The sequence below is a fragment of the Kyrpidia sp. genome, from assembly GCF_023512215.1.
GTDB lineage: Bacteria > Bacillota > Bacilli > Kyrpidiales > Kyrpidiaceae > Kyrpidia > Kyrpidia spormannii.
The window spans coordinates 1-14,239 of the sequence record NZ_JAILZZ010000042.1 but is presented as its reverse complement, the minus strand read 5'-3'; the positions used below and the strand labels follow the sequence as shown (position 1 = coordinate 14,239).

At 60.0% G+C, this 14,239-nt stretch carries 15 protein-coding genes; 14 read left to right on the top strand and 1 reads right to left on the bottom strand.

The window, feature by feature from the left end:
• Nucleotides 1–3 precede the first annotated feature (3 nt).
• The 5 genes from K6T64_RS12890 to K6T64_RS12870 all read left to right on the top strand — a co-directional run bounded on the left by K6T64_RS12890 (nucleotide 4) and on the right by K6T64_RS12870 (nucleotide 3,767).
• Complete coding sequence (locus tag K6T64_RS12890; protein WP_288010606.1) at nucleotides 4–312, top strand: hypothetical protein; 309 nt, start codon at nucleotides 4–6, stop codon at nucleotides 310–312.
• A gap of 91 nt (nucleotides 313–403) precedes the next feature.
• Nucleotides 404–1,270 carry a YitT family protein gene (locus tag K6T64_RS12885; RefSeq protein WP_288010605.1) on the top strand — a complete coding sequence of 289 codons (867 nt, stop codon included), beginning with the start codon at nucleotides 404–406 and terminating at the stop codon, nucleotides 1,268–1,270.
• Nucleotides 1,271–1,448: 178 nt separating this feature from the next.
• Nucleotides 1,449–1,844 (top strand): GntR family transcriptional regulator, encoded by a 396-nt coding sequence (locus K6T64_RS12880; protein WP_170084991.1) that lies wholly within the window; start codon nucleotides 1,449–1,451, stop codon nucleotides 1,842–1,844.
• Nucleotides 1,844–2,758: an ABC transporter ATP-binding protein gene (locus K6T64_RS12875; RefSeq protein WP_288010604.1), complete on the top strand. Its 915-nt coding sequence runs from the start codon at nucleotides 1,844–1,846 to the stop codon at nucleotides 2,756–2,758. The genes K6T64_RS12880 and K6T64_RS12875 overlap by 1 nt, the downstream gene beginning before the upstream one ends.
• Nucleotides 2,736–3,767, top strand: coding sequence for a hypothetical protein (locus K6T64_RS12870; protein WP_288010603.1), 1,032 nt, complete (start codon nucleotides 2,736–2,738; stop codon nucleotides 3,765–3,767). The genes K6T64_RS12875 and K6T64_RS12870 overlap by 23 nt, the downstream gene beginning before the upstream one ends.
• 205 nt (nucleotides 3,768–3,972) lie before the next feature.
• Here K6T64_RS12870 and K6T64_RS12865 read toward each other — a convergent pair whose 3' ends face one another.
• Nucleotides 3,973–4,836, bottom strand: coding sequence for a hypothetical protein (locus K6T64_RS12865; RefSeq protein WP_288010602.1), 864 nt, complete (start codon nucleotides 4,834–4,836; stop codon nucleotides 3,973–3,975).
• 185 nt (nucleotides 4,837–5,021) lie between these two features.
• On the opposite strand from K6T64_RS12865, the gene K6T64_RS12860 reads away from it, so the two are divergent.
• The 9 genes from K6T64_RS12860 to K6T64_RS12820 all read left to right on the top strand — a co-directional run bounded on the left by K6T64_RS12860 (nucleotide 5,022) and on the right by K6T64_RS12820 (nucleotide 14,090).
• Nucleotides 5,022–6,323, top strand: coding sequence for a purine/pyrimidine permease (locus K6T64_RS12860; protein WP_288010601.1), 1,302 nt, complete (start codon nucleotides 5,022–5,024; stop codon nucleotides 6,321–6,323).
• 1 nt (nucleotide 6,324) lies between these two features.
• Nucleotides 6,325–7,053 carry a glycerophosphodiester phosphodiesterase gene (locus tag K6T64_RS12855; RefSeq protein ID WP_288010600.1) on the top strand — a complete coding sequence of 243 codons (729 nt, stop codon included), beginning with the start codon at nucleotides 6,325–6,327 and terminating at the stop codon, nucleotides 7,051–7,053.
• Nucleotides 7,054–7,072: 19 nt separating this feature from the next.
• Nucleotides 7,073–8,725 (top strand): ABC1 kinase family protein, encoded by a 1,653-nt coding sequence (locus tag K6T64_RS12850; protein ID WP_170099141.1) that lies wholly within the window; start codon nucleotides 7,073–7,075, stop codon nucleotides 8,723–8,725.
• A gap of 161 nt (nucleotides 8,726–8,886) precedes the next feature.
• On the top strand, nucleotides 8,887–9,846 hold the full coding sequence (locus K6T64_RS12845) for a 2-hydroxyacid dehydrogenase (protein ID WP_288010599.1): 960 nt from the start codon (nucleotides 8,887–8,889) through the stop codon (nucleotides 9,844–9,846).
• A gap of 202 nt (nucleotides 9,847–10,048) precedes the next feature.
• The gene (locus K6T64_RS12840) at nucleotides 10,049–10,657 is read left to right on the top strand and encodes a TetR/AcrR family transcriptional regulator (protein WP_170084997.1); all 609 of its coding nucleotides are present in this window, start codon (nucleotides 10,049–10,051) and stop codon (nucleotides 10,655–10,657) included.
• On the top strand, nucleotides 10,632–11,810 hold the full coding sequence (locus tag K6T64_RS12835) for an HlyD family secretion protein (protein ID WP_288010598.1): 1,179 nt from the start codon (nucleotides 10,632–10,634) through the stop codon (nucleotides 11,808–11,810). Before K6T64_RS12840 ends, K6T64_RS12835 begins: the two co-directional genes overlap by 26 nt.
• Nucleotides 11,786–12,967, top strand: a complete 1,182-nt coding sequence (locus tag K6T64_RS12830; protein ID WP_288010597.1) for an ABC transporter permease — start codon at nucleotides 11,786–11,788, stop codon at nucleotides 12,965–12,967. The genes K6T64_RS12835 and K6T64_RS12830 overlap by 25 nt, the downstream gene beginning before the upstream one ends.
• A gap of 121 nt (nucleotides 12,968–13,088) precedes the next feature.
• Nucleotides 13,089–13,715, top strand: coding sequence for a LysE/ArgO family amino acid transporter (locus K6T64_RS12825; protein ID WP_170099144.1), 627 nt, complete (start codon nucleotides 13,089–13,091; stop codon nucleotides 13,713–13,715).
• Nucleotides 13,716–13,730: 15 nt separating this feature from the next.
• Nucleotides 13,731–14,090, top strand: coding sequence for a DUF5654 family protein (locus tag K6T64_RS12820; RefSeq protein ID WP_170085001.1), 360 nt, complete (start codon nucleotides 13,731–13,733; stop codon nucleotides 14,088–14,090).
• Nucleotides 14,091–14,239 lie beyond the last annotated feature (149 nt).

The following is a 14,239-nucleotide window of genomic DNA, read 5'->3' as shown; positions in this document are numbered from 1 at the left end:
AAGATGGAAGTGACGATCCAGGGCACAGTGGTCCGGTCCCGGGTTTTTCTCGACAGCGATGATTTTGTGGAGCGGGGGCTGGTCTTTGTACAGACCGATCGGCCCGTCAACATCGAAGGACAGAGCTATGTGATGATCCCAGTGATTTTGGCCGATGCCACCGCTCTCGATTCTCTGGGCGATCATATCTCGGTGACGGGTGAGTTGGTTCTCCGGCAGGTCCCCACCCCCTCCGGCAAGCTGACCTCCCACGCGGTTCCGGTGGTATGGATTGAGGCGAGGTTCCAAGAGAAAGCGCGTCCGGCCAACTGAGCCACTGGACGCACAAGAATCGCATGTGAAATAATGGGTCACAGGGTATCCTGTGACTTTTTTTGTTGGAAGGAGGGCGGGAAAACTGACGATGGGTAAGACGCGAATGGCCGAACATTGGAGATACCGGGTTTATCAAGGGGTTCTGGTTATTGGGGGCAGCTTGGTGGCGGCGTACGGGTTGCGCGGGTTTCTGGTGCCTAATCATATCATCGACGGAGGCATGACAGGAATTTCCATACTGCTGTCCTATCTGACCGGACTGAACATTGGGTGGTTCCTGTTGGCCCTGAATCTTCCTTTTCTCCTCCTCGGCTACAACCAGATCGGCAAAACTTTTACCGTCCTGACCTTCCTCGGGGTTGCGGGGCTGGCGGTTTGGACCTGGGTGCTTGGCTCGGCGGCCGTGGTGACCCAAGATCTCCTGTTGGCGGCGGTGTTCGGGGGGGTGATCGTGGGTCTCGGGGTGGGATTGGTGATTCGACACGGGGGTTCCATGGATGGAACAGAAATTGTCGCCGTGGTGCTCAGTGAGCGGTGGCCATTTTCCGTAGGCGAGATCATCATGTTTTTTAACGTGTTCATCCTGGGAAGTGCCGGCTTCGTCTTTGGTTGGGACCGGGCCATGTACTCCTTGATCGCGTATTTTGTCGCGTACAAAACCATCGATGTGGTGGTGGACGGCTTGGATGAGTCCAAGGGGGTTTGGATTGTCTCCAACCGCGCCGAGGAACTGGGGGTGGTCATCTTGGCCCGCCTGGGGAGAGGGGTGACGTACCTCGAGGCCAAGGGCGGGTATTCCGAAGAGCCGAAGCAGATGATCTACACGGTGGTCACTCGGCTTGAGCTGCCGAAATTGCGTACCGTGGTGCGGGAAATCGATCCCCAGGCTTTCGTTTCCGTGGCGGACATTCACGAAACGATGGGCGGGTATTTTCGCAAGAGAAAGATCCACTGACGTTTGGGAGCCGTTGACCGAGGATTCTGTCGCATCAACGTGTGGGTTTGACAAACCGCTGCACCTCGTGCATATTATATGTACCGGGTGATGTGGTACACATGGTTCATACGGAACAAACGGGGAACGTTCTGCAGCGCGGGTATGGAGAACGGTCCTGAGGGGAAGGGGGATCGGGATGTGGCTGAGGATTGATCCCAGATCGGAAGTACCCCTGTATCAACAGATTGTCGACCAAGTGCGGGAAGCGGTGGCAAGGAGGTGGCTAGAGCCCGGAACCCGACTTCCCTCGGTCCGGGAGTTGGCGGTCCAGTTGGCGCTGAATCACAACACTGTCGCTAGGGCTTACCAGGAGCTGGAACGAGAAGGATTGATCGAAACGCTCCGGGGTCGGGGGACTTTTGTGGCGAAGCCGAATCCTCGAACGCCTTCCCCCGATGATGTGGCGTGGATGGAAAAGCAGATTCGACAACTCCTCATCGCGGCGTATCATTTGGGAATCGAGCCGAAAGTTTGGCTGGAGATCGCCGGCCGGGTGGTGGCCGGCTGGTCTCAATCGGAGGGAGGTTTCTGATGAGCTGGGCGGTCGAAGCGCAAGATTTGTCGAAAACCATCGATGGGGTGCAGGCTCTTAAGGATGTGACGTTGCACATTCCGGCCGGGGCCGTGTTTGGCCTGATCGGCCCGAATGGCGCCGGAAAAACGACATTGATTCGCCTGATGTTGGGTATTTGGCAACCCACCGCCGGCAAGGTGCTGCTTTTCGGAAACCGGGCGGACGATCCCACGGGGATAGCCCGGCAAGGGGTGGGGTACGTGCCCGACATCCCGAACTGGCCGAACAATTTTCGCGTGGAAGATGTGTTGAAGTGGCACCGCCTCGTTTATCGGGGGTGGGACGAGCACCGGGCGGGGGCGCTGTTGGAGATGTTCCGACTCCGGCGCAAAGCGCTGTTTTCCACCCTTTCCAAGGGTCAAAAGATGCAGGTTTCCCTGTCCTGCGCTTTAGCGACGCATCCCCGGCTCCTGGTATTGGATGAGCCGACCAACGGCTTGGATCCCGTGGTGCGGAGGGAATTTCTTCAGCTTTTGGTCCGCCAGGTGGCCGAAGATGAGACCACGATGTTGTTTTCGACACATCTCCTGGAAGATCTGCAACGGGTGGCGGATCACATCGGGGTCCTCTTTCAGGGGAGACTGCTGCTGTCCACGGCTTTGGCCGATCTGTGGGAGGAGGCCAGGAAAATCCTAGTGGTGTTCCGGCCCGAGGCGGAGCCCGACCTGTCCCAGTGGCCGGAAGTGTGGCGGGTGGAGCAGGAGGGGCGGCTGCGGGTCCTGTGGGTCGGGGGCGCCGCGGAGAGGGTGATGGAACGGATCCGGGCGTTGGAGCCCGTGTACTGGGAAGCGGTGCAACCGGCTCTGGACGATCTTTTTGTGGAAATGATGCGCCGGGAGGGGTACACCTATGGGGATCTGGAATTGGAATGACGCGGTAGCGTGGAGGGAGAGGCGCCAGAATACGTCCATGTGGGTGCTCGCGGTGGCGCTGATCTCTATTCCCGTCATCGGGCGGCTCCTCGGGGTGCAGTTGCTGGCTGGGGCGGGGGTGACGGCCGGCAGAATGGTTCGGGAGGCCGCTGCGCTATCCGTGCAGTCTCCCACGGCGTATATCGGGTTGTGGAGCGCGTCGGCTCTGGTTCTCGCCGTGACCGCCTGGTATCGTGAGTGGACCCATCAGGGGTTATCCACCGTCCTCGCCGGGCCGGTCGGGCGCCGCCACGTGGCGGGGACCAAATGGTGGACCGGCTGGTTCGTGCTCCAGGGGGCTGTTCTCGCCAACGTCCTGGTGGCTGTCCTCATGGGTGCCTATGATGCGGGTTGGTGGGCGGTCTTCGACTGGTGGCTGTCATCGGCCATCGGCCTTTCGGCCGTATACACCATCGGGTTTCTCTTTGCCATGTGGAGTGGAACGGCCCGAAGTGCAACCATCACCTCGGCTTTTGTCGTCTTTGGGATTCATGTATGGGTCCGAATTCTCGTCACGGCTCTCGGCGGGGTGTTCGGAGATTGGACATGGCTCGCGGGCCGGATCCGGGCGGCGGTGGATGTGGCGGTCTATTTGACCGTGTCGGAATACCTGGCCCAAGGAGCGGTGTTTGGGAACACCGGGCTAAAGATTCTGCTTCTCGCCGTGGCTGCCGTCGGTCTGTGGCTCGGCGTGTGGACGTTTGAACGGCTCCCTTTGGAGCGAACAGGGAAGGCGTGGTTTTTCCGCTGGATTGAGACGGTGGGGCTGTGGATGGCCGGGATCAGCCTGTTTGTCATCGCCGGGTCGATGGGGGCGGCGGTTTTTGTCTACCTCGGAGGCGGAGGGACCGGACACGTGCCGTCCACGCCGGCGAGGGCGGGTGTTTTTCTGGTGGTTGGCGCTGTCTTTGTGTACTTGTTTCGCACTCTGGCCCTTTGGGCGGCCAGGCACAACTATGCTCAAAGTTAGTGGAAATCCAGGGCGGTGACCGGTCCTTATCCGCCCGGTGGTTTCCATATGTGGGGCGGCGGAACGGGGATCATTTGGCTGCAGGTGTGGAATCGCCCCAAGAGTACCATCGAGTGGGACGGCCAGCGGGAAACGGTTCAACTCCACCTGGAGTAAGCGATAGTCTCATCGGACACCGTCTGGAAGAAAATGAATGAGGCCCCCGTCAGGATTGGGGGCCTTGTTGTAACGTCTGTATGATCTGGTCTTCCGACATGCTTTTTTTGAACGTGTAGGTTCCCGGTTTTAGATCTTGGTCCACGTGTGTGTCGGCGAGCTTCTGGTTGAAGGCGGCGACATCCTGGATGAGCCCTTTGTCGTGGAGAAACTGGGTCAGATCTCCGGCCGTCATCCCCATCTGAAGGGTGAAGGTGATCGTCTCGTTAGGCGGCGTTGCCTGCCCCTGGGCCGTAGGCGCAGCTCCCTCGGGTTTTGGCGCGGCACTTTCGGGCTTGGATGCTGCTCCACCGGGGGCCTGGGCGGCCGTACCGGACGCGGCCCCTTTTGTCGCGTTGGCGGAGGTGGGCACCAAGGTGTACCCGGCGGCACTGGCCAAAGCTTCCAGGCGCTGTTGGTTGTGGCCGGCCAGATACTGCCCCACTGATCCGGCGATCAGGGCGATGAGGACATAGGAGACCACCAAGGCCGCCCCCATCACCCGGGGTCGCTTCCACACGGGGCGGCTGGACAGCGCCGCCACGCCGCCGCTTCTCCACACGTCCCGGCGATAGATCAACCAGGTGTCCACCAAGTGGTTTTGATAGGGAATCCGGACGAGGAACGAAAAACGCCCATCCCCTGTGTCCTCCGCGGTCAGCACCTCGGCGGAGGCCAATTGCGCGTGTAAGTTTTGCCGGAGATTTTTGATCTCTTCCCGAGTTAATTCCAGGTGGGCGATGAGGTACTGTAACACTTCCGCATCAAACACGTCAGGACCCGGAGGGGCGCAGCCGAGGTCTTGAATACTCTGCTGAAATCCCCGGTGGATCGATGATTCAAGCAAAACATTGCGCTGGTTGGACGGTAACATACTCCCCATCACCTGATGTTCGTATTTTCAGGGTTTATCCAACTGGGACAAACCTTCCAGTTGGATCATACCAGAGCTTCGCCCGGGAGAGTAGTCTATTTCGACGGGAAAATAGTTCTCGCCGCTCTTTTTCCGATTTCGCCGGGTTTGCGGTATCATGGAAGCGTCGAGGGAGGAATGAGAAGGTGGTTGGCGGGATCGGAATCGCCGGTGCGGCGGGGCGGGGTGTGCAATGGCTGATTTATCTCATCGCATCGGTGGTCCCCATTCCGGTGGTGCTCGCTCAAGCGTTTCATCTGGATCCGGGGACGGCTGCCGGATTTATTTCCCGGGCCTGCTTGGTGGCCGGAGCCGCTTCACTGGTTCAGGGCCTGTGGGGCCACCGGATGCCCATTAACGATGGGCCGGCCGGTTTGTGGTTTGCCGTTTTTTTCTTGTTCGCCAGCGGGGCAGCCGGGGGTTCAGACGTTCCCCGGGCTTTAGAGATGGGCCTGTTGGCGGCGGGCACCTTTGTGGTACTGTTGGCGGTGACCGGGGCTTTTCGGATTATCCGACAATGGTTCACTCCTGCGGTGACGGGGTGTTACCTGCTCCTCTTGGCCGCCCAGATGGCCGGGCCGTTTTTTGAGGGGGTGCTCGGGTTGCCGGTGTCTCCCCACACGGTCTGGTTCGGTTGGGGGGGCGTGCTCACGATCGCCATTATTCTTGCGGCCTCTCTGGGGCCGGTGCGCTGGCTTCGGCAGTACTCGGTGCTCGTCGGGATGGTGATCGGCTGGATCGCCATGGCTGCAGCGGGGTACCACTCCGGGGACGCAGGCAGGACCGGGGCTTGGTTTGACTGGCCGGGTCCGTTTTTGTTCGGTCCCCCCGTTTGGAATTGGTCGGTGGTGGTGAACGGTTTATTCGTGGCCATTATCCTGATCAGTAACCTGGTCGCCTCGGTGGAAGCCATGGAGCGGATTCTGCAGGTTCCTCCGGCAGATATGCGCCGGGCCGGCTTCTGGCACGGGGTGACGACGGTGGCCGCGGGGGTGGCGGGAACGGTGGGGATGATCCCGCAATCCACGGCGTCGGGGTTTGTCGCTCTGACCGGCATTCGGGATCGGCTGCCATTTTTATGGGGTTCGGCGATGCTGGCGGTGATGGGTTTTTTCCCCGGAATTGCCGGATGGCTGGCGGCCATGCCCAGGGAAGTGGGATACGGCGTCATGTTTGCATCCTTTACACAATTGATTCTGGTGGGGCTGGACGCCATGCGCCAAGCTCACCTGGGTCCGGGGCAGCGTCAGGGTCTAGGGCTGGCCCTACTCCTTGGGCTGGGTTTGACAGCCCTTCCCAGTGGTGCGTTCCCTGCACTGCCTCAGGTGGTTCGCGTTTTTCTCAGCAATGGCCTGGTGGTCGGGACGTTGGTCTATCTCGTGTGGGATGGGATGTATCGTTGGATGGCCAGCCGGCGGACGAAGGGGGCCCTAGGGAGGGAACGGTAAGGTGAATAGCGAACCGGTGGAAGTGCGAGTGTGGGCGCACCGGGGAGCTTCGGCGGAGGCACCGGAGAATACGTTGGCCGCGTTCCGCCGGGCCGTGGAGATCGGCGTCGGAGGGATCGAGCTCGATGTACAGTTGACCCGGGACGGCGTCCCGGTGGTCCTGCACGATCCGACGTTGGAGCGGACCACGGATGGCCGCGGCTGGGTGGGCGATTGGACTTGGTCGGAGTTGCGCCGACTCGACGCCGGGGCGTGGTTCCATCCGCGCTTTGCTGGGGAGCGGATTCCGACACTGGCCGAAGCTTTGGTGGCAATTCCCGAAGAAGTTTGGGTCAACATCGAACTGAAGACCACACCAGAGGTATATCAGGGTCTCGAAGAGCAGGTGGTCAACTGCGTTCGGGCGTCCGGGCGGCGCAGGATCATCTATTCTTCTTTCGATCACTCGGCCCTGGAGCGGCTTCAGCGGATCGATCCCGAGGCCCGATTGGGGTTGCTGTACGATGGGTTTCTGTTATCCCCTTGGAAATATGCCCGGCAGGCGGGGCTGAGGATTTACAGTCTTCATGTGCGGCACTGGTTTGCCGGGCGGGGCTTGGCCCAGGCCGCCCGCCGTAAGGGTTTGGCGGTTTTTGCATACACGGTCAACGATCCGCTCCGGGCGGCACATTTGTTTCGCTCGGGCGTGAATGGGGTGTTTACGGACAACCCCCGGCGGGTGCGGGGTTGAGGTGAGGGTGGGTGCCGGGATGGAAGGCGGGAAGTGGTTCATGGGGCGACAGGCCAAGTGGCGGCGGGTGCAACAGATCACCCGGGTGTTTCTCAAACACGGTTTTGGCTACCTGTGGGATGGGCGCAAGGAAATCGCGTCCCCGGAGCGGGGGCGGTCCATGGGAAGGCGATTGCGCCAGGTCTGCGAAGAGCTGGGGCCGACTTTTGTAAAATTGGGCCAGCTGATCAGCACACGGCCGGATTTGGTGTCGCCGGAGGTGGCGGCGGAGCTGGAGCAGCTTCAGGATCAGGTCCCCCCCGTTCCCTTTGAAGTGATTGCCCGCCGTCTAGAAGAGGAATTTGACAAACCTATAGACCGCTTGTTCTCGTTTATCGATCCGACTCCTCTGGCTGCCGCCTCCATCGGACAAGTACATAAGGCCAGACTCCCCTGGGGCCAGGAGGTTGCCGTCAAAGTGCAAAGGCCGGGCATTGAGGGGCAGATTGAAACGGATGTGGCGATCTTGGAAGAGTTGGCTGCCTGGGCCGAGGTGCACACCCAGTGGGGAAAGATCTACCCCCTCACCGCCATTGTCGGAGAGCTTCGGCAATCTTTGCGCCGGGAGCTGGATTATCGCCTGGAGGCCCAGTATGCACGGCAGATGCGCCGGCGTTTGCCGGATGATGGTAACGTGTACATCCCCGAGGTAGTGGGGGAATATTCCACTCGTCGGGTGTTCACCGCCGAGTATATGGAAGGGTCCAAATTGTCTTCCCGGGCGGTGGAGGCGCTCGGTCAGGAACGAAAACGGCGCCTCGCCCGGATCATTGCAGAGACGATCCTCCACCAAATGCTGGTGGACGGCCTGTTTCACGCCGACCCCCATCCAGGCAACTGGCTGGTCAAGAAAGACGGCTCCCTGGTGCTGCTCGATTTCGGCATGGTGGGAAGGCTGACCCCGGAGCACAAAAGCCAGTTGGCAGACCTGATCATCGCGCTCATGCGCCAAGATACCCCGGCCATTGTCGAGGCGCTGCTCAATCTGGGGGTAGCTCCGGCCGATGTGGACCGGGACGCCCTGTACCGGGACGTGGAAGAGATTCGGGATCAGTTCTACGAAGTGCCCCTTCACGAAATCGACATCCGGGATGTGGTGCAACTCACTTTCGAGTTGTCATTCCGCCACCAGATCCGCCTGCCGACCCATTTGACTCTGGTGGGGAAAGCCATGGTCACCCTGGGCGGAGTGGTGGAGCAGCTCGATCCCTCTCTTAGTATCGTGGAGTTGGCAGAGCCCTTTGGCACGGAATTGTTTGTCGGGCGCTATACCCCCAGAGCGGCGGCGGTGAAGCTGGCGGCCTACGGCCGGCGATGGCGAAAGATTGCCGAAGAGGCACCGGACTGGTTGGCGGAGTGGGCTTCGGCGGCGGGGGGTGGCGAGGTGCGGCTCGGGCTGCGCCTCCGGGAGGGACAATGGGCGCTGCGTCGGGTGGAGCGGGCGGTGAACCGGTTGGCGGCCAGTGTGATCCTCCTGTCCCTGGCGGTGGTGGTGGCGGCCTTGGTCCTCGGGGGATTCGCCCGTTCTCCAGTGCCCACTTGGTTTTATACCGCCTTGACAGTGGGGCTTGCGGTTATAGCCGCGATAACGTTTTGGTTAATCATGGAAATCATGCGGTCCGGAAAAAAATAATCCGGACCGTGAAACGGGCATATTGGAGTCAAAATATATCCACCATTCTAAGGTTTCACGTGGAAAACCAGTCAAAATAGCGGTCTGGGCAGCAAAATGGCGTCGAAATTTGTCGCAAATCATCGGATTACCACGAAAAAAACGCGAAGGGGGAGCGCCCGATGCGGCCAGTTCTTTATATCGCCCGGAAACTGCCTGATGAAGCTTTGCGTGTGGCAAAAAATGATTGTGAGGTTCGCCTGTGGGACCGGGAGTCCGAGCCTGTTCCCCGGAATGTTTTGTTGGACCAATTGCGGGATGCCGAAGGCCTGGTCTCCGTGTTGACCGAACGGGTGGATGAAGAGTTGCTAAAAGCTGCTCCGCGCCTTAAGGTGGTGGCCAACATGGCGGTGGGCTACGACAACATCGATGTGGAGGCGTGCCGCCGCCACGGAGTGATCGTGACCAATACGCCGGACGTGCTGACGGAGACCACGGCGGATTTAGCTTGGGCGCTGCTGCTTGCCACCGCCAGGCGGCTTCCCCAGTCCGCCGAACTGGTTCGAGATGGGGGCTGGACCACGTGGTCGCCCCTGGGACTGACCGGTTTAGATATCTATGGCAAAAGCCTGGGCATTCTCGGCATGGGCCGGATTGGAGAAGCGGTGGCGCGCCGGGCTCAGGGGTTTGGCATGACCATTCTGTACCATAATCGCCGCCCCCGGCCGGAAGTGGAGGAGCGCCTGGGCGCCCGGTACCTGAGTTTGGACGCACTCCTGCGGGAGGCGGACATCCTGGTCATCCTCACCCCCCTGACGGCGGAAACCCGGCACCTCATCGGCCGCAACGAACTGGCAAAAATGAAATCCACCGCGATCCTCGTCAACGTGTCCCGGGGGCCGGTGGTGGACGAGGAAGCGTTAGTGGACGCCCTCCGACAAGGGGTGATCTGGGGGGCGGGCTTGGATGTTTATGAGCGGGAGCCCATTGGGGCCGATCATCCCCTGCTCCAGTTGGATAATGCCGTGTGTCTCCCCCACATCGGCAGCGCCACGGTGGCCACCCGCACCGCCATGGCCCGGTTGGCGGTACAAAACGCCGTCAACGTCTTAAAAGGCGAAAAGCCCCTGACACCGGTATGATTCCTCCTCAGGGGACGCAGGCTGCCGATGGGGGGCCTGGGGATGGGCGCGAAGGCAGGGTAAGGGATTTGGGTACGGTCAGGTATAGCCCGGGAGGTTTCCCGGGCTTCTTTTTTGATGAACAGCAGCAGATGCCGACTTGATTTTTTGATCCATTGGGTATAAATTTGTTCATGTTAGATCAAAACGGGGGGTGGTGGTGATGGCGAAGCGTACAAAAGATCTGATTTATCAAGGGGCGGTAGAAGTATTTTCAAAACGGGGTTTTGGGGATACGACGATGGACGCCATCGCTGAACAGTGCGGCGTCGCCAAAGGGACCCTCTACTATAATTTCAAGACCAAGGAAGAACTGTTCACTTACGTGATGCGCCGGGGCCTCAGCCAGTTGACTGATCGGTTGCGGCAGGCGCTGCTCTCCACAGAAGACCCGGTTCACAAATGGGTCCGGGCGGTGGAAAGCCAGTTTCGCTTCTTTGAGGAAAATCGGGCCTTTTGCCATTTACTGGTTCAGAAGATTTGGAGTGCCGATGTCCAGGGTCAACTGTCCGTGCAGGAGGTGCTGAGCGAGTATTTCCAGCTCCTCGATGACCAGTGGGCCGCCGCCAAAGCCAGGCATTGGATCGATGATCGTGCCGACGTTCAGACCCTTTCCGGCGCCTTTTTCGGCATGGTGGTGATTCCAGCGGCCCGGGCGGTGCTGCACGGGGGCGCGATCGACGCGCCCGAGCGGGTGCGGACGATCGTCAAGATGATTTTGCGGCAGATGAAAGGAGTATCTGATGATGAATTGGCGTCCTTGGGGGATTAGTGGCGCGGTGGCCGGGGTGACCGCTTTGGTTGCCGGTGCCTTGTTTCTCCCGGTTCACGCGCAGCAGAATGGTTCTCCCCAAAGTGGTATCGTCGAGCAGCGAGAGGTGGATCTCAGTTTTAAAATAGCCGGGCGCATCGAGAGTCTTTCGGTTTCCGAAGGACAATCGGTGAAAAAGGGCCAGGTGCTGGGGCGGCTTGAACACGCCGATCTTCAGGCGAAGGTCGAGCAGGCTCAAGCGGCGATGGACGCTGCCGCGGCGAACGTGCAAAAAGCCGAGGCGGCGGTGGGTGAGACGGACCAAACCACCCGGGCCAAGGTTTCTGAGGCTCAGGCGGCGGTGAAAGTGGCCCAGGATCAGTTGGCTGCCTTGCAACAGGGCAGCCGGCCCCAGGAAATCGCCCAAGCCCAAGCGAAGGTCGACGGGGCCCAGGCGGCCTACCATCAGGCCCAGGATGCCTACGACAAGGCGTTGAAATTGTACCAGTCGGGGGCTGTATCCGAGGCCGACAAAAACCAGGCGGAACTCCAACTCTCCCAGGCTAAGGCGGAGTACGAGGCCGCCCAGAACCAACTCCAATTGGCCCAGGCGGGTCCCCGCCCGGAGCAGGTGGACGCCGCGCGCCACCAAGTGGAACAGGCCCAGGGCGCCCTCCAGGAGGCCAGTGCGGGGCGGGACCAGGTGGCGGTGGCCCAGGCGGATGTGAAAGCCGCCCAGGCGCAACTGGAACAGGCGAAAGCCGGTTTAGATGAAGCACAGACTTATCTTTCGTACACCGAGCTCGTGGCCCCAGTGGATGGGATCGTGGTCAAGAAAAATTTCTCGGTGGGAGAAATGGTGAATGCCGGCGATCCGGTGCTGACTGTGGCGGATCCGGCGGACAAATGGGTGTCGATTTACGTGGGGGAGAACCAGCTTCCCCAGGTGAAGGTGGGAGACCCGGTTTCTCTGGATATTCCGGCCCTTCACCGACAAGTGAACGGCCGCGTGGAGGAGATCAACCCGGCACCTCAGTTTGCCGTGACGAAAGCCACGAACCACCTGCAAGATCGCGATATCCAATCGTTTCAAGTAAAAATCAAGATTGAGGACAATCCCCGGGATGTGTTGGCCGGGATGACCGCCGTGTGGCAAGGGGCGAAGACGCCATGACGTTATCGGACATGTTGGCCGCTGAGTGGAGGGCGCTGATCCGGGACCGGCGCATGCTCGCCATCCTCGTGCTCGTGCCTGTCGCGTACCTGGTTTTGTTCGGGTTTCTCTACAGTGAGCACAAGGTGCGGCATTTGCCCACAATCTATGTGGATGAGGACCAAAGCGCCTTGAGCCGGGAGATTCTGCAGGGATTCAGCGCATCGGAAGGTTTTCAGTTAATCGGCCCGGTTGCCTCCGAAGCGGAGGCGTTGGATGCCGTCCAGCGAGGGGAGGCGGCGGTGGCTCTGGTCATTCCCCCGGATCTGTCCCAGACGGTGAAGCGGGGGCAGGAGGGGAAGATTCTGGCGGTGATCGACGGCAGCAATATGATCATCGCCAACAGCGCCCTCCAGAACGCCAACGTCGTGGTGCAGACGTTCTCGGGAGGGATCGCCATCCAGCGCATGGAGGCCCGCGGTCTGTCTCCGGATTATGGGTACGGTCTGGGGTTTGGCTACCGGATGTTGTTTAATCCAACACTGAATTACAGTGATTTTCTCTTGTTGGGCCTGGCCGGGACCGTGTTTCAACAAGTGATCTTGCTCGGCGTCTCCTTGGGGGTGACCCGAGAGAAGGAGCAGGGGCGATGGGAGGCGTATTTGGCGGGCGGCCGCCGTCCGGGTACCGTGTTTCTGGCGAAAACGCTTCCGTACTTTTTGATCGGCCTTTTCGATGTACTCCTGGGGGTCGGTGTGGCCGTCCGGGGATTCGGTGTTCCTTTTCAGGGGGCCATGATGCCTTTTGTCGTTCTGTCGGTGGCGTTTGTGCTGGTGCTCGTGGCCCTGGGGTTTGCCGCCTCGTTGTTTTCCCGGGGTCGATTGGAGGCGACTCAGGTTTCGATGTTGGTGGCGGTGCCTTCCTTTCTGCTTTCGGGGTTCACGTGGCCCTTTCTCGCAATGCCGGATTGGGTCGCCGCCCTTGGGCACTGCCTGCCCCTCACGTATTATGTGGACGGGCTGAGGGAGGTGGCGCTCAAAGGGAACGGATGGCTCACGATGCGGACGGACATAGAAGTGTTGTTGGGTATGGCTGTCGGTTTGATCGTTGTGTCCCTGGTGGGCGTCGTGGTCCAAGGCAGGATCTCGGCCAAGAAGTGGGCGGCCGAAAAGGTGTAGTCGTCGCCCGGCACTTCCCTGCCGACAGAGATCGATCATTTGCATTAAAATGAAGACGTGTGAAATTCTCAGGGCAGCCATATGAAAACCATGGCACCGGGGATCTGGCGGAGGGGTGCGGGTGCTTGTTGCGTTTCTCCACGGTTTGATTTTGTCGCTGGGGCTGATTCTTCCCATCGGTATGCAAAATGGATTCATTCTCACCCAAGGGGCATTGCATCGGCGCTGGTCCCGTTCCCTTCCGGCAGTGATTACGGCAGGGATCTGCGACACGCTGCTCATTGTCCTGGCTGTCGTCGGCGTGTCCACCGCTGCTTTACACGTGCCCTGGCTGAGGGGGTTGTTCGGCGGGGTGGGGATCGCTTTCATGCTCTACATGGGGATCTCAACCTGGCGGGATAAGGGAGGAGACCGGGAGGCGGATGGTTCGACGGTGGCTTGGCCGCCCAGACGGCAGGTCGGGTTCACCGTTTCCGTGTCGCTCCTCAATCCCCATGCGCTCATTGATACGTTGGTCGTGGTGGGCGGTGCGGCCCTGGCCTACTCCTTGTGGCCCCAGCGCCTGGCCTTTGGCTTGGCGAGCGTCATGGTTTCTTGGCTCTGGTTTTTCGCCTTGTCGATGGTGGGCCACGCCATGGGACGGGTGGTGCTCCGGGGATCGTCTCTTCTGATGATCCAACGTATTTCCGCGGTGATGATGTGGGCATCGGCGGTGTATCTCGGGTATATTTTGTACACATTTTCATGATGGGAGGTCGATCGCATGGTTCGGACAGTTTTAGAAAAAATGGTGGATCTCGCCACCGCCGGGTTTGGCTTGGTGGCTGCCCTGGCCTGGAATGACCTGATTAAACAGGTGATCCAGGATTTCATCGCGCCTTACGTGCCAAAGGGCTGGGGGTTGTTCTCCATGGTGCTCTACGCCCTGGTGGTGACCGCTCTCGCGGTCTGGGTGACGTCTTACCTGGGAAAACTCGTGGCGATTCGCAAAGATAAAGAGGAAGATCGGGCGGAGGGGGCCGCTCTTGATGAGGCCCCACAGCCTCTCGTCCTTCGGTCCGAAGACATTGAAGAGGCGATTTTTCGAGCGATGGTTCGCTTTCGCAAAATGGACAAGGAGTAGCAGGTTCGCTACAGTTTTGTTGACATTTCGCTACAACAGTATCACCTTTCCTCCCCAAAAATGCCTTTAATTTCGGGTAAAGTAGTAGATGGGACCCGTTATCAATTAAAGGAATTTTTCGGGTTCCGGAAGGGGCGGGTCGAGGTGGC

What these genes read in the sequence shown, in the direction of transcription:
- K6T64_RS12890 (WP_288010606.1), top strand. Translation starts at nt 4, where the DNA reads ATGGAAGTGACGATCCAGGGCACAGTGGTCCGGTCCCGGGTTTTTCTC.
- K6T64_RS12885 (WP_288010605.1), top strand. Translation starts at nt 404, where the DNA reads ATGGGTAAGACGCGAATGGCCGAACATTGGAGATACCGGGTTTATCAA.
- K6T64_RS12880 (WP_170084991.1), top strand. Translation starts at nt 1,449, where the DNA reads ATGTGGCTGAGGATTGATCCCAGATCGGAAGTACCCCTGTATCAACAG.
- K6T64_RS12875 (WP_288010604.1), top strand. Translation starts at nt 1,844, where the DNA reads ATGAGCTGGGCGGTCGAAGCGCAAGATTTGTCGAAAACCATCGATGGG.
- K6T64_RS12870 (WP_288010603.1), top strand. Translation starts at nt 2,736, where the DNA reads ATGGGGATCTGGAATTGGAATGACGCGGTAGCGTGGAGGGAGAGGCGC.
- K6T64_RS12865 (WP_288010602.1), bottom strand. Translation starts at nt 4,836, where the DNA reads ATGTTACCGTCCAACCAGCGCAATGTTTTGCTTGAATCATCGATCCAC.
- K6T64_RS12850 (WP_170099141.1), top strand. Translation starts at nt 7,073, where the DNA reads ATGGAAGGCGGGAAGTGGTTCATGGGGCGACAGGCCAAGTGGCGGCGG.
- K6T64_RS12845 (WP_288010599.1), top strand. Translation starts at nt 8,887, where the DNA reads ATGCGGCCAGTTCTTTATATCGCCCGGAAACTGCCTGATGAAGCTTTG.
- K6T64_RS12840 (WP_170084997.1), top strand. Translation starts at nt 10,049, where the DNA reads ATGGCGAAGCGTACAAAAGATCTGATTTATCAAGGGGCGGTAGAAGTA.
- K6T64_RS12835 (WP_288010598.1), top strand. Translation starts at nt 10,632, where the DNA reads ATGAATTGGCGTCCTTGGGGGATTAGTGGCGCGGTGGCCGGGGTGACC.
- K6T64_RS12820 (WP_170085001.1), top strand. Translation starts at nt 13,731, where the DNA reads ATGGTTCGGACAGTTTTAGAAAAAATGGTGGATCTCGCCACCGCCGGG.